A 19,461-nucleotide genomic window follows, 5' to 3' on the forward strand; every position below is an offset into this window, starting at 1 on the left:
CAGGCGGGCGCGCGCACCGTCACCGCGGTGCGGCAGGCGCTGCGCCTTCCCGCGCCCGCGGTCGCGGCGCCCGCGGTGCCCGCGGGTGCGCAGCTGGAGCTCACCGGCATGACGCCGGTCGTGACCCCGAACGCGAGCTTCTATCGCATCGACACCGCACTCGTCGTGCCGCAGGTGGACCCGGGCGATTGGAGCCTGCGCATCCACGGCCTCGTGGAGAACGAGATCGAGATCGGCTGGGACGAGCTGCTCGCGCTTCCCCTGGAGGAGAGCTGGACCACCCTCGCGTGCGTCTCGAACCCCGTCGGCGGCGACCTCATCGGCAACGCCAAGTGGCTCGGGTATCCGATCCGCCGGCTGCTCGAACGCGCCCGGCCGACGTCCGACGCCGACATGGTGCTGTCGCGCTCGATCGACGGCTTCACCGCGAGCACGCCGCTCGAGGTGCTGCAGGAGGAGGGCCGCAACGCGATCCTCGCCGTCGGGATGAACGACGAACCGCTCCCGGCGGAGCACGGCTTCCCGGTGCGCATGGTCGTCCCGGGGCTGTACGGCTACGTCTCGGCGACCAAGTGGGTCACCGCGCTCGAGGTGACGCGGTTCGACAAGGCCACCGCGTACTGGACGACGCGGGGGTGGTCGGCGAAGGGGCCGATCAAGCTGCAGTCACGCATCGACCTGCCGCGCAGCGGCCAGGGACTGAGCGCCGGCGACACCACCATCGCAGGTGTCGCCTGGCAGCAGCACGTGGGCATCGCGAAGGTCGAGGTGCAGGTCGACGGCGGGCCGTGGCGCGAGGCGACCCTCGCGTCGGCGATCTCGGACGACACGTGGGTGCAGTGGTCGATCCCGTGGACGGCCGAGCGCGGCTCCCACGCGATCCGCTGCCGCGCCACCAACGCGCAGGGCGAACGGCAGACCGAGACCGACGCGTGGCCCGCGCCCGACGGCGCGACGGGGTGGCAGCAGCTCAACGTCGACGTGGCCTGAGCCGCCGCAGAGTCCCGACCTCGGGCGCCTCAGCCCGCGAGCACGAAGCGCAGCTGCTCGACCGCCCAGTCCAGTTCGGTCGCGCGCACGACGAGCGGCGGCGCGATGCGGATCGTCTGGCCGTGGGTGTCCTTCGCCAGAACCCCGCGCCCGATGAGGCGCTCGGCGATCTCGCGCCCGGTGCCGACCTCGGGGTCGATGTCGACGCCGGCCCAGAGGCCCGCGACGCGCACCGCGGTGACCCCGTGGCCGACGAGCTCCTGGAGCTTCGCCCCGAGGTGCTCGCCGAGGAGCTTCGCGCGGCCCTGGAACTCGCCGGTCTGCAGCATCTCGACCACCCGGAGCCCCACGGCCGCGGCCAGCGGGTTGCCGCCGAACGTCGAGCCGTGCTCGCCCGGGTGGATCACCCCGAGCACGTCGCGGTCGGCGACGACCGCCGACAGCGGAAGGATGCCGCCGCCCAGCGCCTTGCCGAGGAGGTAGACGTCGGGAACGACGCCCTCACGGTCGCACGCGAACGTCTCCCCCACCCGGCCGAGGCCGGACTGGATCTCGTCGGCGATGAGCAGCACCCCGCGGCGGGTGCAGATCTCCCGCACCTTCTCGAGGTACCCCTCGGGCGGGAGGATGACGCCCGCCTCGCCCTGGATCGGCTCGATGAGCACGGCCACCGTGTCGGCGGTGATCGCGGCGTCGATGACCGCCGCGTCGCCGAAAGGCACCGACACGAACCCGGGCGTGAACGGACCGAAGCCGTCCCGCGCCTGCTTGTCGTCGCTGAAGCCGACGATGGTGGTGGTGCGGCCGTGGAAGTTGCCGTGCGCCACGATGATCTTCGCGGCGTCGGGAGCGACGCCCTTCACGCGGTAGCCCCATGCGCGGGCGACCTTGATGCCGGTCTCGACCGCCTCGGCGCCGGTGTTCATCGGCAGCACGAGGTCCTTGCCGCAGAGCTCGGCGAGCGCGGCGGCGAAGGGGCCGAGACGGTCGTTGTGGTACGCGCGGCTGGTGAGCGTCAGCCGGTTCAGCTGCTCCTGCGCGGCGGCGAGGATCGCGGGATGCCCGTGCCCGAAGTTGAGGGCCGAGTAGGCCGAGAGCAGGTCGAGGTAGCGCTTGCCCTCGACATCCGTCACCCATGCTCCCTCGCCGCGCGAGATCACGACCGGGAGCGGGTGGTAGTTGTGGGCGACGTGCTCCTCTTCGGCGGCGATGATCTGGCTCATCGCCGCATCGAGTGAGGTGGAGGCGGCGGTCATCAGGGACTCCTCTTTCGCGCGGGTCAGCGTCGCAGCTCGAGCGTGCAGCACTTGATACCGCCGCCGCCGAGCAGCAGCTCGGAGAGGTCGACGAGCACCGGGTTGTAGCCGCGCTCGCGCAGCTGGGCCTCGAAGCCCGTCGCACGCGGCGAGATGATCACGTTCAGTCCGTCGCTGGCCGAGTTGAGCCCGAACACGGCACCGTCGGCGTCGGCGACGCGGATCGCGTCGGGGAAGCGCTCGGCGAGGATCGCCTGGCTGTGCGCGTCGAAGGCGTGCTCGAGGTACGCGATGTTGGCCTTCTCGACGCCACCGGGGCCCTCGACGGGGTCGAGCACCGAGATCGCGGTGTCGAGATGGTAGAACCGCGGGTCGACGAGGTTGAGGCTCACGACCTCCTTGCCGAACACGTCGGCGAGCTCGCGGTGGCTGTCGCCGGTCGAGCGGAAGCCGGTGCCCGCGAGGATCGTGTCGCCGACGAGCAGGAAGTCACCCTCGCCCTCGTTGACCTCGACGGGCTCCGCGACCTCGAAGCCGTTGTCACGGAACCAGTCCATGAACGCGGGCCCCTCGGGAACGCGCTCCTGGAAGCGGAACTTCGCGCCGTACGCGACGTTGTCGATGACGAACCCGCCGTTGGCCGTGTAGACCATGTCGGGAAGACCCTCGATGGGGTCGATGAGGTGCACCTCGTGGCCGAGCGCGAGGTACGTGTCGTAGAGTGCCTGCCACTGGCGCACCGCGAGGGCGGTGTCGGTCGGGTTGGCCGGCTCCATCCACGGGTTGATGGTGTAGCTGACCGTGAAGTGCTCGGGGCGGCACATCAGGTAGCGGCGGACCTGCTGGATCCGGCCGGAGGCGGACCCGGTGACCGGGGCGGTGGCGGGCGCGGTGTTCTGCGTGGACATCTTGCTCCTGTAGAGGCGCGGCGGACGCTGTCCAGAGGCCCGGCGGAGCTGGAGAAGCCATCGATCCGGGCACGCCACGTCCATTGTCTCACGGACCCTGTGCCCGGCCTGGAAATGAGAGGTGGCGGATGCTGCCGCCGCGTCACTCCGCGAGCACGACCACCTTGCCCGCGACGTGGCCGTCGGCGATGCGCGCGAGCGCGCCGCCCGCTTCGGCGAACGGGTACCGGTGCTCGATGACCGGGCTCAGGCCCCCCGTCGCGGCGAGCGCGACCACCTGCGTGCGCACGTCGGCCTTCGCGACGGCGCCGAGCGGACGCAGCGCCCGCTTCGAGCCGATCGAGAGGACGGATGCTGCCGCCAGCCGTCCGATCGGACCGAAGACGCGCCCGCCCTCGCCCGACACCAGAACCACGCGTCCACCGTCCCGCACCAGCCGCCGCAGCACCCGCAGCGGTGCGGTGCCGGCGATGTCGAGCACGGCGTCGAACCGGCCATCCCCCAGTTCGGGCGACCCCGGCTGCACCGCGTGATAGTCGAACGCGCGCGCCGCACCGAGACTCTCCACGAGCTCTCGGTTGCGCTCGCCGCACAGTGCCCACACCTCGGCGCCCCGGCCTGCCGCAAGCTGCACCGCGAACGTGCCCACCCCGCCGGACGCCCCGATCACGAGCACCCGTCTCGGCGATGCACCCGCGGCGGCGCCATCCCCCACTCCCGCGAGCTCGAGCGCCTGCCACGCCGTTCCGGCGGCGATCGGCAGGGTCGCGGCGACGGCCGGATCGAGCTCGGGCGGGCGGCGCACGAGACGGCCGACCGGCGAGACGGCGTAGCGGGCGAGCCCGCCCCCGGCCGGCAGCTCGCAGACGACCTCGTCGCCGATGGCGAACGCGGTCACGCCGGCGCCGATGCCGACGACGGTGGCGGCGGCATCCATCCCCCGCACCGACTGGCGCGGACGGCGCAGCCCGAACGCGAGTCGCACGAGGAGGGGTTCGCCGCGCATGATGCGGACGTCGCCGTTGTTGAGAGCGGTCGCGCGCAGGCGCAGCAGCACCTGGCCGCGGCCCGGCGCCGGCACGTCGATGTTCTCGAGTGCGACCACGTCGGACTCGCCGTAGCGATGCTGCGTCCACGCGGGCATGGAGTCGGTGCGCCGGGCCGCAGGCCCGTGGAGCGTCTTCGGCATGTCATTCCTCCGGGTAGTCGAAGAGGTCGTCGAGTCCGACGCCGAAGGCGCGGGCGAGCTGGAAGGCGAGTTCGAGGGTCGGCGAGTACCGGCCCTGCTCGATGGCGATGAGGGTCTGCCGGGTGACACCGACCCGGCGCGCGAGCTCTGCCTGGGTGATCCCCGCCGCCTCGCGCACGGCGCGGATGGTGTTGGTGACCTTGGTGGGCTTGACCATCAGACGAGCCCGCGGCGGTAGGCGATGACGCTCGCGATGCCGCCGACGATCGAGGACAGCGCGAACCCGAAGAACATGGCGTTGGCGATCCAGAACCAGTCGGCCTCGAACGCGCACAGGATGATGACGCCGAGTCCCGCGATCACGAGGAAGGCCTGGCCGACGCGCGTCGACATGTGCGCGATGTCACGATCGCGCTGGTCGGACTTGCCCACGCCGTCGGGGTCGCGCATGCCGGCGAGCATCCCCCACACGATGCTCACCACGATCGCTCCGACGATGCTGGCGCCGATGATCCACAGCATGATCGGCACCCAGTCGACGTCGGTCAGCGGCCCTCCGTCGGCCTGCTGCAGCACGATCACGACGTAGACGACCATGCCGATCGCGCTGACGATGAGGCTCGCCCAGATGTTGCGCTCTTCGTAGACCACGACCCCTCCCGGTGATGTAAAGGATTCTTTACATCGACGATAAGCCCGCCATCGCTGACTGTCAAGAATTCTTTACATCCGATCGCGGACGATCCGATCGATTGATACGGATGCCTCGCCTCGGCCACAATGAGGGCGCAACGCGGTGGAGCTCCTACAACGTTGTAGGCTCTGATCAGGTCGAGATCGCTCGACGAGGGGGGATGTGACGATGGCCGCCACACTGCACGACGTCGCCCGTCTCGCCGGCGTGTCGATCAAGACGGTGTCGAACGTCATCAACGACTACCCGCACATCCGCCCCACCACGAAGGAGCGGGTCGAGGCCGCCATCGCGGAGCTGGACTACACGCCCAACCTCACCGCGCGCAGCCTCCGATCGGGCCGCACCGGCTCGATCGCGCTCGCGGTTCCCGACCTCGCGCTCGCCTACTTCGCAGAGCTCGCCGCCGCCGTGATCGCCGCAGCTGAGGCATCCGGTCTCGTCGTCACGATCGAGCAGACCGGCAGCGGCGGCCGCCAGCGCGAGCTCGACCTGCTGACCAGCCCCCGGCGCAAGATGAGCGACGGGCTCATCTTCAGTCCGCTCGAGATGAGCCAGGCCGACGTCGCGCACCTCGACGTCGACTACCCGCTCGTGCTGCTGGGCGAGCGGATCTTCGACGGCCCGACCGACCACCTCACGATGCGCAACGTCGAGGCGGCCCGCGCGGCGACCGAGTACCTCATCGACTCCGGTCGCCGCCGTATCGCGATCGTCGGCGCCCACGAAGGAGAGCTCATCGGCTCGGCCGCGCTGCGCCTGCAGGGATACCGCGAGGCGCTCGAGGCACGCGGCATCCCGTTCGACGGGCGGCTGATCGGTCCGTCGATCGAGTGGCACCGCGCCAACGGCGCACGCTCCATGCGCGAGATCATCCAGCGCGACGTGCCCTTCGACGCCGTGTTCGCCCTCAACGACACGCTCGCCTTCGGCGCGATGCGCGCCCTGCAGGAGGCGGGCCTGCGCGTGCCCGACGACGTCGCCGTGCTCGGCTTCGACGACATCGACGAGGCGCAGTACTCGATCCCCTCGCTCACGACCGTCGATCCCGGCAGCGACTGGATCGCTCGCACGGCCGTCTCGACGCTCATCGAGCGCATGGGCGGTCTCGACGTCCCCCCGCGGCTGCTCCTCGCCGACTTCGAGATCGTGCAGCGCGAGTCCGCGCCCGCCGTCCCCCGCTGAACCGGGAACGTCGCGCGGAGTCCGCTCAGTCCTGCGCCGGCCACTCCGCGGTCGGCCAGCCGTCCCGCCACTCGAGCGGCAGCACGCCGAGTCGGAACTGGCCGTCGAGGTCGGCGTCGTAGAGATGGAAGGCGAGGAGCCCGGCCGAGACCGACTGGCCGCCCGGCCCCACGCGGGTGCCGTCGGAGACGAGCACCGGGGTGCCGCCGTCCTCGAGGAGCGGGACGCCGTCGGCGTCGACGTACGGCCCGGTCACGGACGCGGAGCGGCCGACGGCGATCGAGTACGTGCTGTCGACGCCCTTGCAGCAGAAGTCCTTCGAGACGAACAGGTAGTAGAAGCCCTCGTGAGGGAGGATGTACGGCGCCTCGATGGCGTTGGGCGGCAGCTGCCGGTCGGCGATGAGGAGCGGTTCGGACTCATCGGCGCGCAGCCCGCTCGGCCACTCGAGCGGCACCATGCGGATGCCGCTCCAGAACGAGCCGAACGCCATCCAGGGCTGGCCGTCCTCGTCCTCGACGATGCCGGGGTCGATCGCGTTGAAGTCGGTGCCCGCCGACTCGATCACGACGCCACGGTCCACCCACTCGTAACCGGGATCCTCGGGGTCGAGCGTCGTGTTCGTGGCGAGCGCGATCAGCGACGTGTTCTTGCCGAACGTCGACGCCGAGTAGTACAGGTACCACGTGCCGTCGTGCTCGTAGAGCTCGGGGGCCCACAGGTTGTCGACACCGGGGACCGCCTCGACGAGCCACGCGGGCTTCTCGTCCCACACCGTGCCGGCGTCCTCCCAGTCCACGCCGTCGGGCGACCGCCGGATCTGGATGTTGCCGTCGCCGATCCGCCCGTCGCCGGTCGAGTACAAGAACGACGCCTCGCCCTCCTCCCCCACCACCAACGCGGGATCGTGCACGAAGGTGTCGCCCGTGGGGGCGGGCACGGCGGGCGCGGCCGCGCATCCGGTCGCGAGCGCGAGGATCGCGAGGATGGTTGCTGCGGCCGCCGCCCGCCGGCCCGCACGGGTCATGCGAGGGCGATCGCCGACCACGACACCGGCGGCAGGGTGACGGTGAGGGTGCCGTCCTCGAGGACGACGCCGTCGAGGGTCTTGAGCCCGACACGCTCCTGGTCGGCGAGCGTGTTCTTGGCGTACACGTCGTCGTCCCACAGCGTGAGCGCCTCGGCCACCGCGGCGACCCCCAGCTCGGACACGTCGACGGTGACCTCGATGGCCTCGGTCTGGCTGCGGTTGACGAGGAACACCGCCGCGGCGCTGGCGTCGAACGTGACCACCGAGTCGACGAGCGGCGCATCGCCGTACACGGACGTCTCGTAGGTGCCGGCGTCGATGCGGGGCTTCAGCACCTCGCCGCGCGCGAGGCGCGACGTCACCGAGAACGGGAAGAACGTCGTCTGGCGCCACGCCGCCCCGCCGGGCTCGGTCATGATCGGCGCGATGACGTTGACCAGCTGTGCGAGCGAGGCGGAGGCGACCCGGTCGTGGTTCTTCAGCAGCGTGATCATCAGGTTGCCGAGCACGACGGCGTCGGCCACCGAGTAGACGTCCTCGAGCTGGCGCGGCGCGTAACGCCACTCGGCGTTCACCTCGTCGGACTCGCGGTGCTCGTCCAGGTACCAGATGTTCCACTCGTCGAACGAGAGCTTGATCTTCTTCGAAGACTTCAGCTTGTTGCCGACGTGGTCGGCGGTCGAGACGACCGTCTCGATGAAGTACTGCATGTCGAGCGACGACGCGAGGTACGACGCGAGGTCGCCGCCGCGCTCCTGGTAGTACGCGTGGCAGGAGATGAAGTCGACGTGGTCGTAGGCGTGCTCGAGCACCGTGCGCTCCCAGTCGCCGAACGTCGGCATGGCCGAGCCCGACGAGCCGCACACGACGAGCTCGAGGTCACGGTCGGCGGCCTTCATCGCCTGGGCGGTGCGCGCGGCGAGCTTGCCGTAGTCGTCGGCGGTCATGTAGCCCGTCTGCCAGGGGCCGTCCATCTCGTTGCCGAGGCACCACATGCGGATCCCGTGCGGCTCCACCGAGCCGTTCGCGATGCGCTGGTCGCTGAGGGTCGTGCCCGACGGGTGGTTGCAGTACTCGAGCAGGTCGAGGGCCGCCTCGATGCCGCGCGTGCCGAGGTTGACCGCCATCATCAGCTCGGAGCCGGTGAGCTTGAGCCAGCGCGAGAACTCGTCGACGCCGACCTGATTGGTCTCGAGCGAGTGCCAGGCGAGGTCTCGGCGCACGGGGCGCCGGTCGCGCGGTCCGACGCTGTCCTCCCAGCGGAAGCCCGACACGAAGTTGCCGCCGGGGTAGCGGATGGTGGTCGAGCCGAGCTCGCGCACGAGGTCGACGACGTCGAGCCGGAAGCCGTCCTCGTTCGCCGTCGGGTGGCCGGGCTCGTAGATGCCGTCGTACACGCAGCGGCCGAGGTGCTCGACGAACGAGCCGAAGATGCGGCGGTCGATCGGTGCGACGACGGCCTCGCGGTCGACCGAGACGCGGGCCGTGGCGGTCGTGGCTGTCGTGGTGGTCGTGATGGTCACGTTCTGTTCTCCAAGGACGGGCCGGCTGCGGGCAGCGCGGCAGGGACGTTCCGGCACGGGTGCGCCGCAAGCGAGGGGTGTTCCCGCGGGTGATCAGGGGATGGCGGATGCCCCTGCCGAAGGTGCGGGATCACGCCGGCGGTCGCCGGCGCGGGGGTGGTCGGGGTCGAGCGCGGCGAGGCGGTGGTCGACGAACCACCCCGCGACGAAGAGGAGCACGGCGGGTCCGACCAGCGGGACGAGCACCGGCAGAAGTGCCAGCGCGACCGCGCCGGATGCCAGGCTCACGAGCATGACGAGGCTCATGACGGGCGACGTGAACGGCAGCACCGCGGCGTAGCGGAGCACCGCGCCGGCGGTCTCGTCGTAGCGGACGGCCACGGTCAGCGCGCAGGCGAACGCGAGCACGGCGACGGCGCCCACGATCCAGGTGAACCCGGCGAGCGCCGCGGCCGCGACGCCGTCGAGCGCCGGGAGCACCGCGGTGTCGGCGGCGAGCAGCACCGCGACGACCCCGAACGGCAGGCCGATCAGGTTCGCGCGCCAGAACTGCGCGCGGTAGACGGCGGCGAACTCGCGCACGAGCCCGGCCTCTGCGTCGCCGTCGCGCATGCGGGTGAGGCAGGCCGTCGCGGCGAGCGCGGCCGGCGCGACGCCGAGCACGACGAGACCCACGACGGTTCCGGCGAGGAAGAGCAGGTTCACGACGATGAGGCCCGCGACGATCCGCAGCCACGCCATCACACGACCGGCCCAGCCGTATTCGGTGATCATGGCGTCACCGCCTTCGACCCGGTCCACACGACGCCTTCGGCGTCGAGCCCGGCGAATGCGAGCACGGCGCGCTCGGCCACCGGGTCCCACGCACCGAACACGACCGCGTCGAGCACGATGTCTCCGCCTTCCGCCTGCACGATGAGCGGAGTCGTCATGGCGTCGCCGTCGGTCTGGGCGGCGGCGATCACGCGCAGGGGGACGGATGCCTCCACCCCGCGCCGCGCCGGATCCAGCCGCACCACGTTCCAGTCGCCGTCGACGCCCTCCGCCTGCGGCAGGCGCTCAGCCTCGTACCCGGCGAACGGGTGCGGCGACACCAGCGGCCAGCCCGTGGCCGTGACGTGCACGCGGCGGATCTGCGCCTCGTGCCGCGTGGGGTCGTCGGCCCGGCGCACGTGATGGACGACGAAGAGCCGATCGCCGTCGCGGAACACCGAGTTGTGACCGGGTGCGATCCAGGCCGTGCCGCCGGGGAACACGTGGCCGCCGAGGATCTTGGTGCCCACGGCATCCGGTGCATCGCCCGCAGTGTCGGTGAGTGACCGGCCGTTCACGTCGACGTAGGGGCCGGTGACCTCGTCGGCCACCGCGACGCGCACGCTGTAGCTGTCGAACAGCGAGTCGTACGACACGAACAGCACGTACCGGTCCTCTTCGGGGCGGTACACGATGTACGCGCCCTCGACGGCGCCGTCGACGCTCGCCGGGCGGCGGGCGATGAGCGTGCCGGTCTCGCCGGGGCGCTGCGCGAAGCCCGTCGCGGGATCGAGCGGCAGGATGTGGATGCCGCCGAAGAACGAGCCGTACGTGAACCACGGGCGCCCCGCTCGGTCGAAGACGACGGCGGCGTCGATGGCGTTGTGCCCGTCGACGTCGTGCGTGGTCGAGACGACGGGTCCGGCATCCGTCCAGGGCCCAGCCGGGGACGCGGCCGTCGCGAGTCCGATGACGGACGTCCGCGACCCGAACGTGGAGGCCGAGTAGTACATGTGCCAGCGCGGCGAACCGTCGGCGGTCGGCCAGCGCACGACCTCGGGCGCCCAGAGTCCTGCGGCGCCGGTGTGCGCGAGGGCCCGAGCGGGGACGCCGTCGAGGGCGGTGCCGACGAACGTCCAGTGGACCAGGTCGGGCGACGTGCGCACGTGGACGCCCGCGGGGATGGCGTCGACGCCGGCGGCGGCATCCGTCGAGAACATGTACCACTGGCCGTCGTCGCCGCGCACCACGGTGGGATCGTGCGCGTTGCGCGCACCCCAGGTCGTCGGGTCGGAGGCCGGGTCTGCGATCGGGAGCGACATGATCAGCCCTTCGCCCCGGTCAGCGCGACCGACTCGATGATCTGCCGCTGGAAGATGACGAACACGGCGAGCACCGGGATCAGCGCGATGAACGACGCCGCCATGATCAGCGGGTAGTCCGTCTGGCTGGCGTAGGTCGCGTTGAAGCTCGCGATGACGAGCTGCAGCGTCTGCTTCTCGGGCGAGTTCAGGTAGATGATCGGCGCGAGGTAGTCGTTCCAGACCGCCATGAACCACAGGATGAACTGCGCGGCGATCGCCGGCCGGATCGCGGGGAAGATCAGCGTGAAGAAGATGCGCAGGTAGCCGGCGCCGTCGATCTTGGCCGCCTCGATGATCGAGTCCGGAACCGAGTCGAGGTACTGGCGGATGAAGAAGATCATCACGATGTTGCCGAAGACGCCCGGGAGGATCAGCGGCCACAGGGTGTCGACCATGCCGAGGTCGGCGAACACCTTGAACTGCGGGATCATGATCGTCGGGAACGGGATCATGATCGCCGACAGCAGCATCAGGAACAGCAGGTTCTTGGCGGGCAGGCGCAGCTTCGCGAACGCGAAGGCCGCGAGCATCGAGGTGACCGTGCCGATGATCGTCACCGTCGCCGACACGATGATCGAGTTCACGATGCCCGAGAGGAGCGGCCCGGCCGACCAGACCCGCACGTAGTTCTCCCACATCACGGGATCGGGGATCCACTGCGGCGGCAGGGCGAAGACGGCTTCGCGGGTCTTGAGCGAGGTGCTGAACGTCCACAGCAGCGGGGCGATCATCACGATGCCGCCGATCGACAGCAGCGCGATGAGCACGACGTTCACGAGGCGGCGCGATGCGGACGCACGGCGGGGCACGCCGGCGGTGTTGCCGGTGGCACGGCCGAGACGGCGCTTCGGCAGACGTCGGGTCTTGCCGGTGACCTCCGCGTCGAGCGCGGACAGGGTGTCGGGAGTGGTGAGCGTCATGATGGCCTCAGTCGATCGAGAACTGGAAGCGGCGGTTGAGCCGGAACTGGATCGCGGTCACGACGAAGACGAGCAGGCCGAGGACCACCGACATCGCCGTCGCGTAGCCCATCTGCAGGTAGTTGAACGCCTTCTGCCAGATGTACCAGACGATCGAGGCGGAGCTGAACTCCGGGCCGCCGGTGGGGGTCATGATGTTGATCTCGATGAAGATCTGCGCGCCGCCGATGATGCTCGTGACGACGAGGAAGAACGTGACCGGGCTGAGCAGGGGCACCGTGATGTGGCGGAACTGGCCCCACGCGCCGGCGCCGTCCAGCGCGGCGGCCTCGTACAGGTGCCGGGGCACCGACTGCAGCGCCGCGAGGTACAGCAGCATCGAGTAGCCCAGGCCCTTCCAGACGGCCATGATGATGATCGCCGGCTTCACGGTCGCCGCGTTCTGCAGCCAGTTCGGGCCTTCGATGCCGAACAGCGCGAGCACCTGGTTCACCAGGCCGAAATCGCCGTTGTAGGCCCACTGCCAGAGGATCGCCACGGCTGCCAGCGATGAGATCACCGGCACGTAGTAGACCGTGCGGAAGAAGGTGGTGCCGCGCATCTTGCGGTTGAGCGCGAGCGCGAGCATCAGCGACAGGATCAGGCCGATCGGGATGCCGATCATGTAGAAGATCGTGTTGCCCATGGCCTGCCAGAAGTACGGGTCGGCGGCCATCTCGGCGAAGTTGTCGAGCCCGTTGAACACCGGCTCGCTCAGGCCGTTCCACTTGGTGAACGACGCGTACACCGAGAACACCAGCGGGTAGCCGGTGAAGGCCAGGAACCCGACGACCGGGATCGCGACGAACGCGAGGGCCGCGCGGTGCTCGCGGCGGTGCAGCCGCGAGCGGCGGACGGGTGTCGTCGTCGACATGGGGAACCTCGTTTCTTCAGAAGCAGGAGGAGGGGACGGATGCCGCGCCCCGGCGCGGCCGGAGATCGCGGCGCGGCGCGGGCCGCGGCATCCGTTCCGGGATCAGCCGATGCCGGCGTCGGCGTTGGCCTTGTCGAGCATCTCCTGCATGCGCGGCTGGACTTCCTCCAGGTAGTCCGCGGCGGTCTGCTCACCGTCGAGCACGGGCTGGATGTTCTTGAACAGCTCGTCGTACCACTCGGCGCTGTAGGTGGTGTTCGCGGGCAGCGCGCGGCCGTAGTCCTGGACGATGTCGAGGAACTCCTGCTTGTTCTCGGGCGGGAGCGTCGACGCGGTGACCCACTCGTTGGCCATGTCGATCAGGTTGGGGATCTGCACGCCGGCGTCGACGAGCGACTGCTGCGCGGTGCGGTCGGTCGACAGGTAGATGGCGAGCTTCGCGGCCGTCTCGGGGTCCTTGGTGCTCTCGCTCACGGCGATGCCGAGGGTGCCGGTCCAGGTCGCGGTCTCACCGGTGGCGCCGACAGGGTAGGGGATGAGATCCCAGTCGAAGTCGAGCTTCTCGTAGACCGGCACGTCCCACGGGCCCACCGGGAAGAAGCCGATCTGGCCCTGCATCCAGCGCTGGTACGTGTCGAGCGTCTGCGCGTCGGCGGTGGACGGCGTGACGCCCTCGACGTTGGACAGGTCCGCGAACCACTGCAGCGCCTCGGCGAACTCGGGGCTGTCGACGGTGACCTCGGTCCGGTCCTCGTTCAGCCAGTCGCCGCCGTTCGACCACACGAACGGCTGCAGGTTCCACTGCACGTTGAGTCCGGTGCCCCACTGGTCGAGCGTGCCGTCGCCGTTGGTGTCCTGCGTGAGCTGCTTGGCCACGTCGACGAACTGGTCCCACGTGTAGGGGGTGTCCTTGTCGGGGAGCGGGATGCCGGCCTTCTCGAACATCGTGCGGTTGTAGCCGAACGAGAACGGGCCGACGTCCTTGGGCATCGCGTAGATCGCACCCTGGCCCATCAGCTTGCCGTCGAAGCGGTAGCTGTCGACGCCGTACTGCCAGACATTGTCGAGGTCGAGGTCTTCGTCGCTCTCGACGTCCTCGGTGATGTCCCTGATGATGCCGGTCTTGACGTAGGCCTGCACGCTTCCCGGGTCGACGTAGAAGACGTCGGGCACCTGCTTGCCCGTGATCGCCGCCTTGAGCTTGGTGCTGTACTCGTCGGCCGTCGTCATGATGATCTTGACGTCGACGTCGTTGTCCTTCTCGAACTGCTCGATGGCCGCGGTGTAAGCCGCCTTCTCGGCGTCGCTGCCGCGGAACATGAAGGTCAGCTGCTCGCTGCCGCCGTCGCCCGAGCCGCCGGCGCAGCCGGACAGGATCAGGCCGCCGGCGGCGAGCATCGCCGCTGCGGCGACGACCGACTTCCGTGACTTCGTCATCACGTTTCCTCTCGTAGTGCTGTGGTGGTCAGCGCTCGGATCAGGAGATCGATCGTCGCTGACCGTGGGTGTGCCTTCGTTGATTTACAACGTTGGAATTGTTCGGTGGAAAACAGTGTGCGACGCGCGCCGCGGCGATGTCAAGCCGAAGCGCCCAGAAAGTTCTAACGTTGTAGAAGCGCGACGAGAGGATTCCGGATGCCGCGGGTCGCAGCATCCGGAATCCACGCGTCAGATGACGGACTCGCTCCAGGGGTCAGGGTTGCCGAAGCGGTGCGCGGTGATCGTCACGGACTGCTCATGGAGGAACGGCAGCAGCTCGAGCCGGCCGGCGGTGGTCACCTCGTTGTCGTAGACCGCGAGGTCGGGGTCGCCGGCGACCGCCTCCGCCATGAGGGTGTGCAGAGCCTGGACAGACTCGCGCCGGCCGATCAGTCGCACGCGCGCGGGCCGCGGCTCGGGGTCGGCATCAACGGCAGCGGCGACGATGTCGACGGCGCTGAGACGGCCGAGCCACTGCTCGTCGGTCTCGACGAAGACGGCGACGTCCTCTTCGGCCAGAACCCGGCGCACCGCGGCAGGAAGGCCGACCGGCGCCGACAGAGTCAGCCGCGAGCCCGCCCGGAGTCCCGCGATCACGACGCGCAGCACCGCCTGCCACGAGGCGTCGGCCGTGGCACGCAGCGCGACGGCCGGGATCGGGCGGTAGCGGAAGAGGTTGCGCTCGACGCCGAGGCCCGACACGTCCTTGACCTGGCCGTACTCGCGGTCCCACGCGATGGCGTCCGACAGGGCGCCGCGACGGAGCCACTCGAACGCCTCGTAGTCCAGCGACGGCTGCGCCGCCTCGATGAGGGCGACGATGCGGGTGTCCAGGCCACGCAGGTGCAGCGTCGCCGACGACGGGGCGCCGGAGGTGGCGCGCCACCGGCCGAGGCCGACGAGGTAGTTGGGCCCGCCCGCCTTGGCGCCGGCGCCGACCGACGAGCGCTTCCAGCCGCCGAACGGCTGGCGCTGCACGATCGCGCCGGTGATGCCGCGGTTGACGTAGAGGTTTCCGGCCTCGACGCGATCGAGCCACAGCGCGAGGTCGTCGGGATCCTGCGTGTAGAGCCCGGCGGTGAGGCCGTAGGCCACGGCGTTCTGCAGCTCGATCGCGTGCGCGAGCGACGACGCGTGCATGATGCCGAGGACGGGACCGAAGAACTCCTCGCGGTGGAAGCGCGAGCCCGGCTGCACGCCGGTGCGGATGCCGGGGGTCCAGAGCCGCCCCTCGTACTCGGGAGCGGCGTCCACGCGCGTCGGCTCGACGAGCCACTTCTCCCCCTCGTCGAGGGTGGTCAGCGCCCACTGCAGCTTGCCGCGCGGCACCTCGACGACCGGGCCGACCTCGCTGAGCGGGTCGGACGGCACTCCGACGCGCAGGGAGGTCGCAGCATCCACCAGCTGACGCGCGAAGCGCTGCGAGTGCCCGACCGGACCCACGAGGATCGCGAGCGACGCGGCGGAGCACTTCTGGCCGGCGTGGCCGAACGCGCTCTTGATGAGATCGGATGCCGCGAGATCGAGGTCCGCCGTCGGCATGACGATCATCGCGTTCTTGCCGCTGGTCTCGGCGAGCAGCGGCAGGTCGGGGCGCCACGAGCGGAACAGGGCCGCCGTCTCCCACGCGCCGGTGAGGATCACGCGGTCGACATCGGGGTGCGACAGCAGCGTCTGCCCGAGACCGCCCTCGTCGATGTCGACGAGGACGAGCACGTCGCGCGGCACGCCCGCATCCCACAGCGCTTCGGCGACGACCGCCGCGCAGCGCCGCGCCTGAGGTGCGGGCTTGAAGACCACGCCGGATCCCGCGGCGAGCGCCGCCAGCACGCCACCGGCGGGGATCGCGATCGGGAAGTTCCACGGCGGCGTGACGACGGTGAGCCGGGCCGGCTCGAAGACGGCGCCGCTCACGCGGTCGAGTTCGCGCGCGGTGGCGGCGTAGTAGTTCGCGAAGTCGACGGCCTCGCTCACCTCGACATCGGCCTCGGCGAAGACCTTGCCGGTCTCGGAGGCGGCGACCTCGATGAGCTCGCCGCGACGGGCCTCGAGGGCGCGTGCGGCGGCGGCCAGCACCAGGCTGCGCTCGGCGGCCGGGAGAGCGCCCCACGCCGGCGCGGCGTCGCGCACGCGCGTCACGATGCCCAGCAGCGCACGCTCGTCGGCGACACGGGCGGCCTCGACCGTGGCGTCGCCCGCGCTCGAGGTCTCGATGCGGGACAGGATGCTGCGCGCCCAGGCCCGGTTCGCCGGGAGGGCCGGGTCGGTGTCAGCGGTGTTGCGGAAGCCCGGTGCGCCCGCGACGCGGGCCGCGGACTCGCGCGGAGCGAACACCGCGGTCTCGACGAACGCCTCGGCGCCGAACACCTGCTCGGGGACGGACCGCTCGACCGGGGCGGTGTCGCCCGGCACCGCCGAGCGCGCGATGCCGATCACGGCCTGGGTCGGACTGGCCTCATCGGGCGCCCCGGCGACGCGGCGCAGGCGCGCCTGCGCGCGGGGGGAGTCGGCTCGGGCCGCTTCGGGGTCGGTGGTCGCGATCGCCTCGGCGGCGCGGTCCTGCACACGGTTCGCGCCGGTCGCGAGCGCCGGATCGTCGGCGCGGGCGAGGGAGGCGAGGAACCGGTCGCGCTCACGGTCGAACATGGCCGGGTCGTCGGCGAGGTCGAAGGCGGCCGACAGGAAGTTGTCGCTCGAGGCGTTCTCCTCGAGGCGTCGCACCAGGTAGCTGATCGCGACGTCGAACTCGTCGGGACGCACGACCGGCACGTACAGCAGCACATGGCCGACCTCGCGCGTGACCGCCTCGACCTGGCCCTGCGCCATGCCGAGCAGCATCTCGAACTCGACATGGTCGCGCACACCGGCCTCGCCGGCCAGCAGCCACGCGTAGGCGATGTCGAAGAGGTTGTGGCCCGCGACGCCGATCCGCACCGCGCGGGTGCGCTCCTTCTCGAGTGCGAAGCGGAGGCAGCGCACGTAGTTCGCGTCGGAGTCGACCTTCTCGCCGTACGTGGCGAGGCTCCAGTCGTGCATGACCGCGTCGACGCGCTCCATCGCGAGGTTCGCACCCTTCACGAGCCGCACCTTTATGCGCGCGCCGCCGTTCGCGACGCGCTCCTGTGCCCACGCGGTGAGCCGCTCGAGCGCGGGCAGGGCGTCGGGAAGGTACGCCTGGAGCACGATGCCGGCTTCGAGCTGCCGCAGGCGCGGGTCCTCGAGGAGGCGCGTGAACACCGCGATCGTGAGATCGAGATCGCGGTACTCCTCCATGTCGAGGTTGATGAACGTCGGCCCGTTCACCGAGCTCGTGGGCGAAGCGGCCGTGAGGTACAGCGGCCGCAGCCGAGCGACGACCTTGTCGACGACCTCGTCGAACGCCCACATCGAGATGTGGCTGGCGATCGCCGACACCTTGACCGAGACATAGTCGACGTCGGGGCGGCGGATGAGCTCGTGGATGCCCTCGAGCCGACGCCGCGCCTCCTGCTCGCCGAGCACCGCCTCGCCGAGGAGGTTGAGGTTGAGCCGGGCGCCGCTCTCACGAAGCGCGGCGATCGCGGGACCGAGCTTGTCAGGACGGGCGTCGACGACGAGGTGCCCGACCATCTCGCGCAGGACGCGCCGCGCGATCGGCACCACCGGCGACGGCAGCACCGGCGCGACCGCGCCGCCCACACGGACGGCGCCGCGCAGGTACCAGGGCAGGAACCCGGGCACGAGGGGCGCGACGCGATGCAGATGCGATGCCGCGGCGGACAGGCTCTCGGGACGCATCACGCCGTCGACGAACCCGATGGTGAACGGCAGGCCGTTCGGGTCCTTGAGCACGCCCGCCAGTCGCTGCGCCGCCGGGTCGACCTCGACCTCGGCGCTCTCGGCGATCCACCGCTGCGCGAGGGCGACCGCCTCACCGGCCACGTGCTCGTCGCGTCGTACTTGCATTCGCACTCCCGTTGCCACGTCGTCGGACTCCGTGCTTCCAGCCTGCACCTCAATGTGCGCGATCGGGTTCACCTGCTGCATGAGGTCAAGGGTGAGGCATCCATTCATTCGTGAAAAGCGATCATCTACGATCGATATCGTTCGGATTTCTCGATGGGATGCTGATGTTCGAGCTGCGTCGTCTCAGGCTGCTCCACGAGCTCGCGCTGCGCGGCACGCTCGCCGCCGTCGCCGAGGCGCTCTCGTACAGTCCGTCCACGATCTCCCAGCAGCTCGCGCAGCTCGAGAAGGAGGCCGGCGTCGCGCTCCTGGCGCCGGAAGGGCGGCGGGTGCGGCTCACGGAGCACGGACGCGTCCTGGCGGCCCACGCCGCGCGGGCACTCGATCTCGACGAGCAGGCGCGCGGCGAGCTCGAGTCCCTGCACCCGGGGCTCGCGCCGGTGCGCGTCGCGGTCATGCAGACCGCCGCGCTCGCCATCGTGCCCGCCGCGCTCGGACTGCTGTCCGAACGCGCACCCGATCTTCGCGTCGAGCTCGTCGAGATGCCTCCCGAGCTCGGGCTGTTCGAGCTCACGGCGCGGGGCGTCGACCTCGTGATCGCCGAGCAGTACCCCGGGCACACGCGTGCCCACGCACCAGGTCTCGAGCGCGACCCGCTCGGCACCGACCCGATCCATCTGGCCGTGCCATCCGCTGATCCCGCTCGCTCGATCGACGACCTCCGCGATCGCCCGTGGGTGATGGAGCCCGCCGGCACCGCCGCCCGCCTGTGGGCGGTGCAGCAGTGCCGCGCCGCGGGCTTCGAACCGGACGTGCGGTACGAGCTGGCCGATCTGTCGGCCCACGCGCGTCTGGTCGCGGCGGGGCGAGCGGTCGCCGTGCTGCCCGATCTGCTGTGGGACGGGTCCGTGGTCCCGGTGTCGCTGCGCGATCTTCCCGGTCGCCCCGCGCGCGAGATCTTCACCGCGCAGCGCAGCGCGTCGCGGGCACGCGCGGGCATCCTGGAGGTTCGGCGCGCCCTGCACGACGCGTTTCCGCTGCGGCGGACGGATGCTGCGCCCCCGGGCTCCTAGCGGGGCCCGAGGGCGGCGCCGTGGCGGGGTCGCAGCATCCGTCTCCCGGTCAGGTGCGCTCGGTGTGCTCGCGCCGTTCGGGCGGAGTCGGCGGCCGCTCGTCCGTGGTCGCGCGGCGGTCGCGCTCGGTGCCCTCGAGCACCGCGTCCCGGTCGCCGGCGGCGTCGCCCGTGTGCGCGGCGACCGGCGGTGCGGCGGCGGTGCGGGGACCGGCGCCGGCGACGTAGGGGTCGACGTCG

17 protein-coding genes are annotated in these 19,461 nt (G+C 70.8%); 3 read left to right on the forward strand and 14 right to left on the reverse strand.

Translation table 11 applies throughout. From position 1 onward, the window contains the following. Positions 1–990: molybdopterin-dependent oxidoreductase (locus AC3A46_RS17990; RefSeq protein WP_487666440.1), on the forward strand; the 990-nt coding region annotated here is incomplete at its 5' end. 29 nt (positions 991–1,019) lie between these two features. On the opposite strand, the gene rocD is transcribed toward AC3A46_RS17990, so the two are convergent. The 5 genes from rocD to AC3A46_RS18015 form a co-directional block, all read right to left on the reverse strand. After that, on the reverse strand, positions 1,020–2,246 hold the full coding sequence (gene rocD, locus AC3A46_RS17995; protein WP_487666441.1) for an ornithine--oxo-acid transaminase: 1,227 nt from the start codon (positions 2,244–2,246) through the stop codon (positions 1,020–1,022). Positions 2,247–2,269: 23 nt separating this feature from the next. Further along, on the reverse strand, positions 2,270–3,154 hold the full coding sequence (gene ddaH / locus AC3A46_RS18000) for a dimethylargininase (protein WP_487666442.1): 885 nt from the start codon (positions 3,152–3,154) through the stop codon (positions 2,270–2,272). Between the two features lie 142 nt (positions 3,155–3,296). After that, positions 3,297–4,343, reverse strand: coding sequence for an NAD(P)-dependent alcohol dehydrogenase (locus AC3A46_RS18005; protein ID WP_487666443.1), 1,047 nt, complete (start codon positions 4,341–4,343; stop codon positions 3,297–3,299). 1 nt (position 4,344) lies between these two features. Next, a complete protein-coding gene (locus tag AC3A46_RS18010) occupies positions 4,345–4,560 on the reverse strand; it encodes a helix-turn-helix transcriptional regulator (RefSeq protein ID WP_056371865.1) in 216 nt (71 codons plus the stop codon). Further along, positions 4,560–4,994, reverse strand: coding sequence for a hypothetical protein (locus AC3A46_RS18015; RefSeq protein ID WP_310249173.1), 435 nt, complete (start codon positions 4,992–4,994; stop codon positions 4,560–4,562). The genes AC3A46_RS18010 and AC3A46_RS18015 overlap by 1 nt, the downstream gene beginning before the upstream one ends. A gap of 211 nt (positions 4,995–5,205) precedes the next feature. On the opposite strand from AC3A46_RS18015, the gene AC3A46_RS18020 reads away from it, so the two are divergent. Continuing rightward, positions 5,206–6,222: a LacI family DNA-binding transcriptional regulator gene (locus AC3A46_RS18020; RefSeq protein WP_487666444.1), complete on the forward strand. Its 1,017-nt coding sequence runs from the start codon at positions 5,206–5,208 to the stop codon at positions 6,220–6,222. A gap of 25 nt (positions 6,223–6,247) precedes the next feature. Here AC3A46_RS18020 and AC3A46_RS18025 read toward each other — a convergent pair whose 3' ends face one another. From AC3A46_RS18025 to AC3A46_RS18060, 8 genes are all read right to left on the reverse strand, one after another. Further along, complete coding sequence (locus AC3A46_RS18025) at positions 6,248–7,249, reverse strand: arabinan endo-1,5-alpha-L-arabinosidase (protein WP_487666445.1); 1,002 nt, start codon at positions 7,247–7,249, stop codon at positions 6,248–6,250. Continuing rightward, positions 7,246–8,775 (reverse strand): arabinosylfuranosidase ArfA, encoded by a 1,530-nt coding sequence (arfA, locus tag AC3A46_RS18030; RefSeq protein WP_487666446.1) that lies wholly within the window; start codon positions 8,773–8,775, stop codon positions 7,246–7,248. The genes AC3A46_RS18025 and arfA overlap by 4 nt, the downstream gene beginning before the upstream one ends. A gap of 93 nt (positions 8,776–8,868) precedes the next feature. Then, positions 8,869–9,549, reverse strand: a complete 681-nt coding sequence (locus AC3A46_RS18035; protein WP_487666447.1) for a YesL family protein — start codon at positions 9,547–9,549, stop codon at positions 8,869–8,871. Further along, complete coding sequence (locus AC3A46_RS18040) at positions 9,546–10,850, reverse strand: arabinan endo-1,5-alpha-L-arabinosidase (protein ID WP_487666448.1); 1,305 nt, start codon at positions 10,848–10,850, stop codon at positions 9,546–9,548. The genes AC3A46_RS18035 and AC3A46_RS18040 overlap by 4 nt, the downstream gene beginning before the upstream one ends. 2 nt (positions 10,851–10,852) lie before the next feature. Next, a complete protein-coding gene (locus AC3A46_RS18045) occupies positions 10,853–11,812 on the reverse strand; it encodes a carbohydrate ABC transporter permease (RefSeq protein WP_487666449.1) in 960 nt (319 codons plus the stop codon). Positions 11,813–11,819: 7 nt separating this feature from the next. Beyond that, on the reverse strand, positions 11,820–12,725 hold the full coding sequence (locus tag AC3A46_RS18050; protein WP_487666450.1) for a carbohydrate ABC transporter permease: 906 nt from the start codon (positions 12,723–12,725) through the stop codon (positions 11,820–11,822). Between the two features lie 102 nt (positions 12,726–12,827). Then, entirely contained in the window at positions 12,828–14,162 is a 1,335-nt protein-coding gene (locus AC3A46_RS18055) for an ABC transporter substrate-binding protein (RefSeq protein ID WP_487666451.1), read from the reverse strand. A 231-nt stretch (positions 14,163–14,393) separates the two neighbouring features. Continuing rightward, entirely contained in the window at positions 14,394–18,149 is a 3,756-nt protein-coding gene (locus tag AC3A46_RS18060; RefSeq protein WP_487666452.1) for a proline dehydrogenase family protein, read from the reverse strand. Positions 18,150–18,313: 164 nt separating this feature from the next. On the opposite strand from AC3A46_RS18060, the gene AC3A46_RS18065 reads away from it, so the two are divergent. Further along, positions 18,314–19,222 carry a LysR family transcriptional regulator gene (locus tag AC3A46_RS18065; protein ID WP_487666453.1) on the forward strand — a complete coding sequence of 303 codons (909 nt, stop codon included), beginning with the start codon at positions 18,314–18,316 and terminating at the stop codon, positions 19,220–19,222. Positions 19,223–19,271: 49 nt separating this feature from the next. Here AC3A46_RS18065 and AC3A46_RS18070 read toward each other — a convergent pair. Further along, on the reverse strand, positions 19,272–19,461 hold a 190-nt coding region (locus AC3A46_RS18070), incomplete at its 5' end, for a hypothetical protein (protein WP_487666454.1).

Source organism: Microbacterium sp. Soil_C_42 (assembly GCF_057656735.1).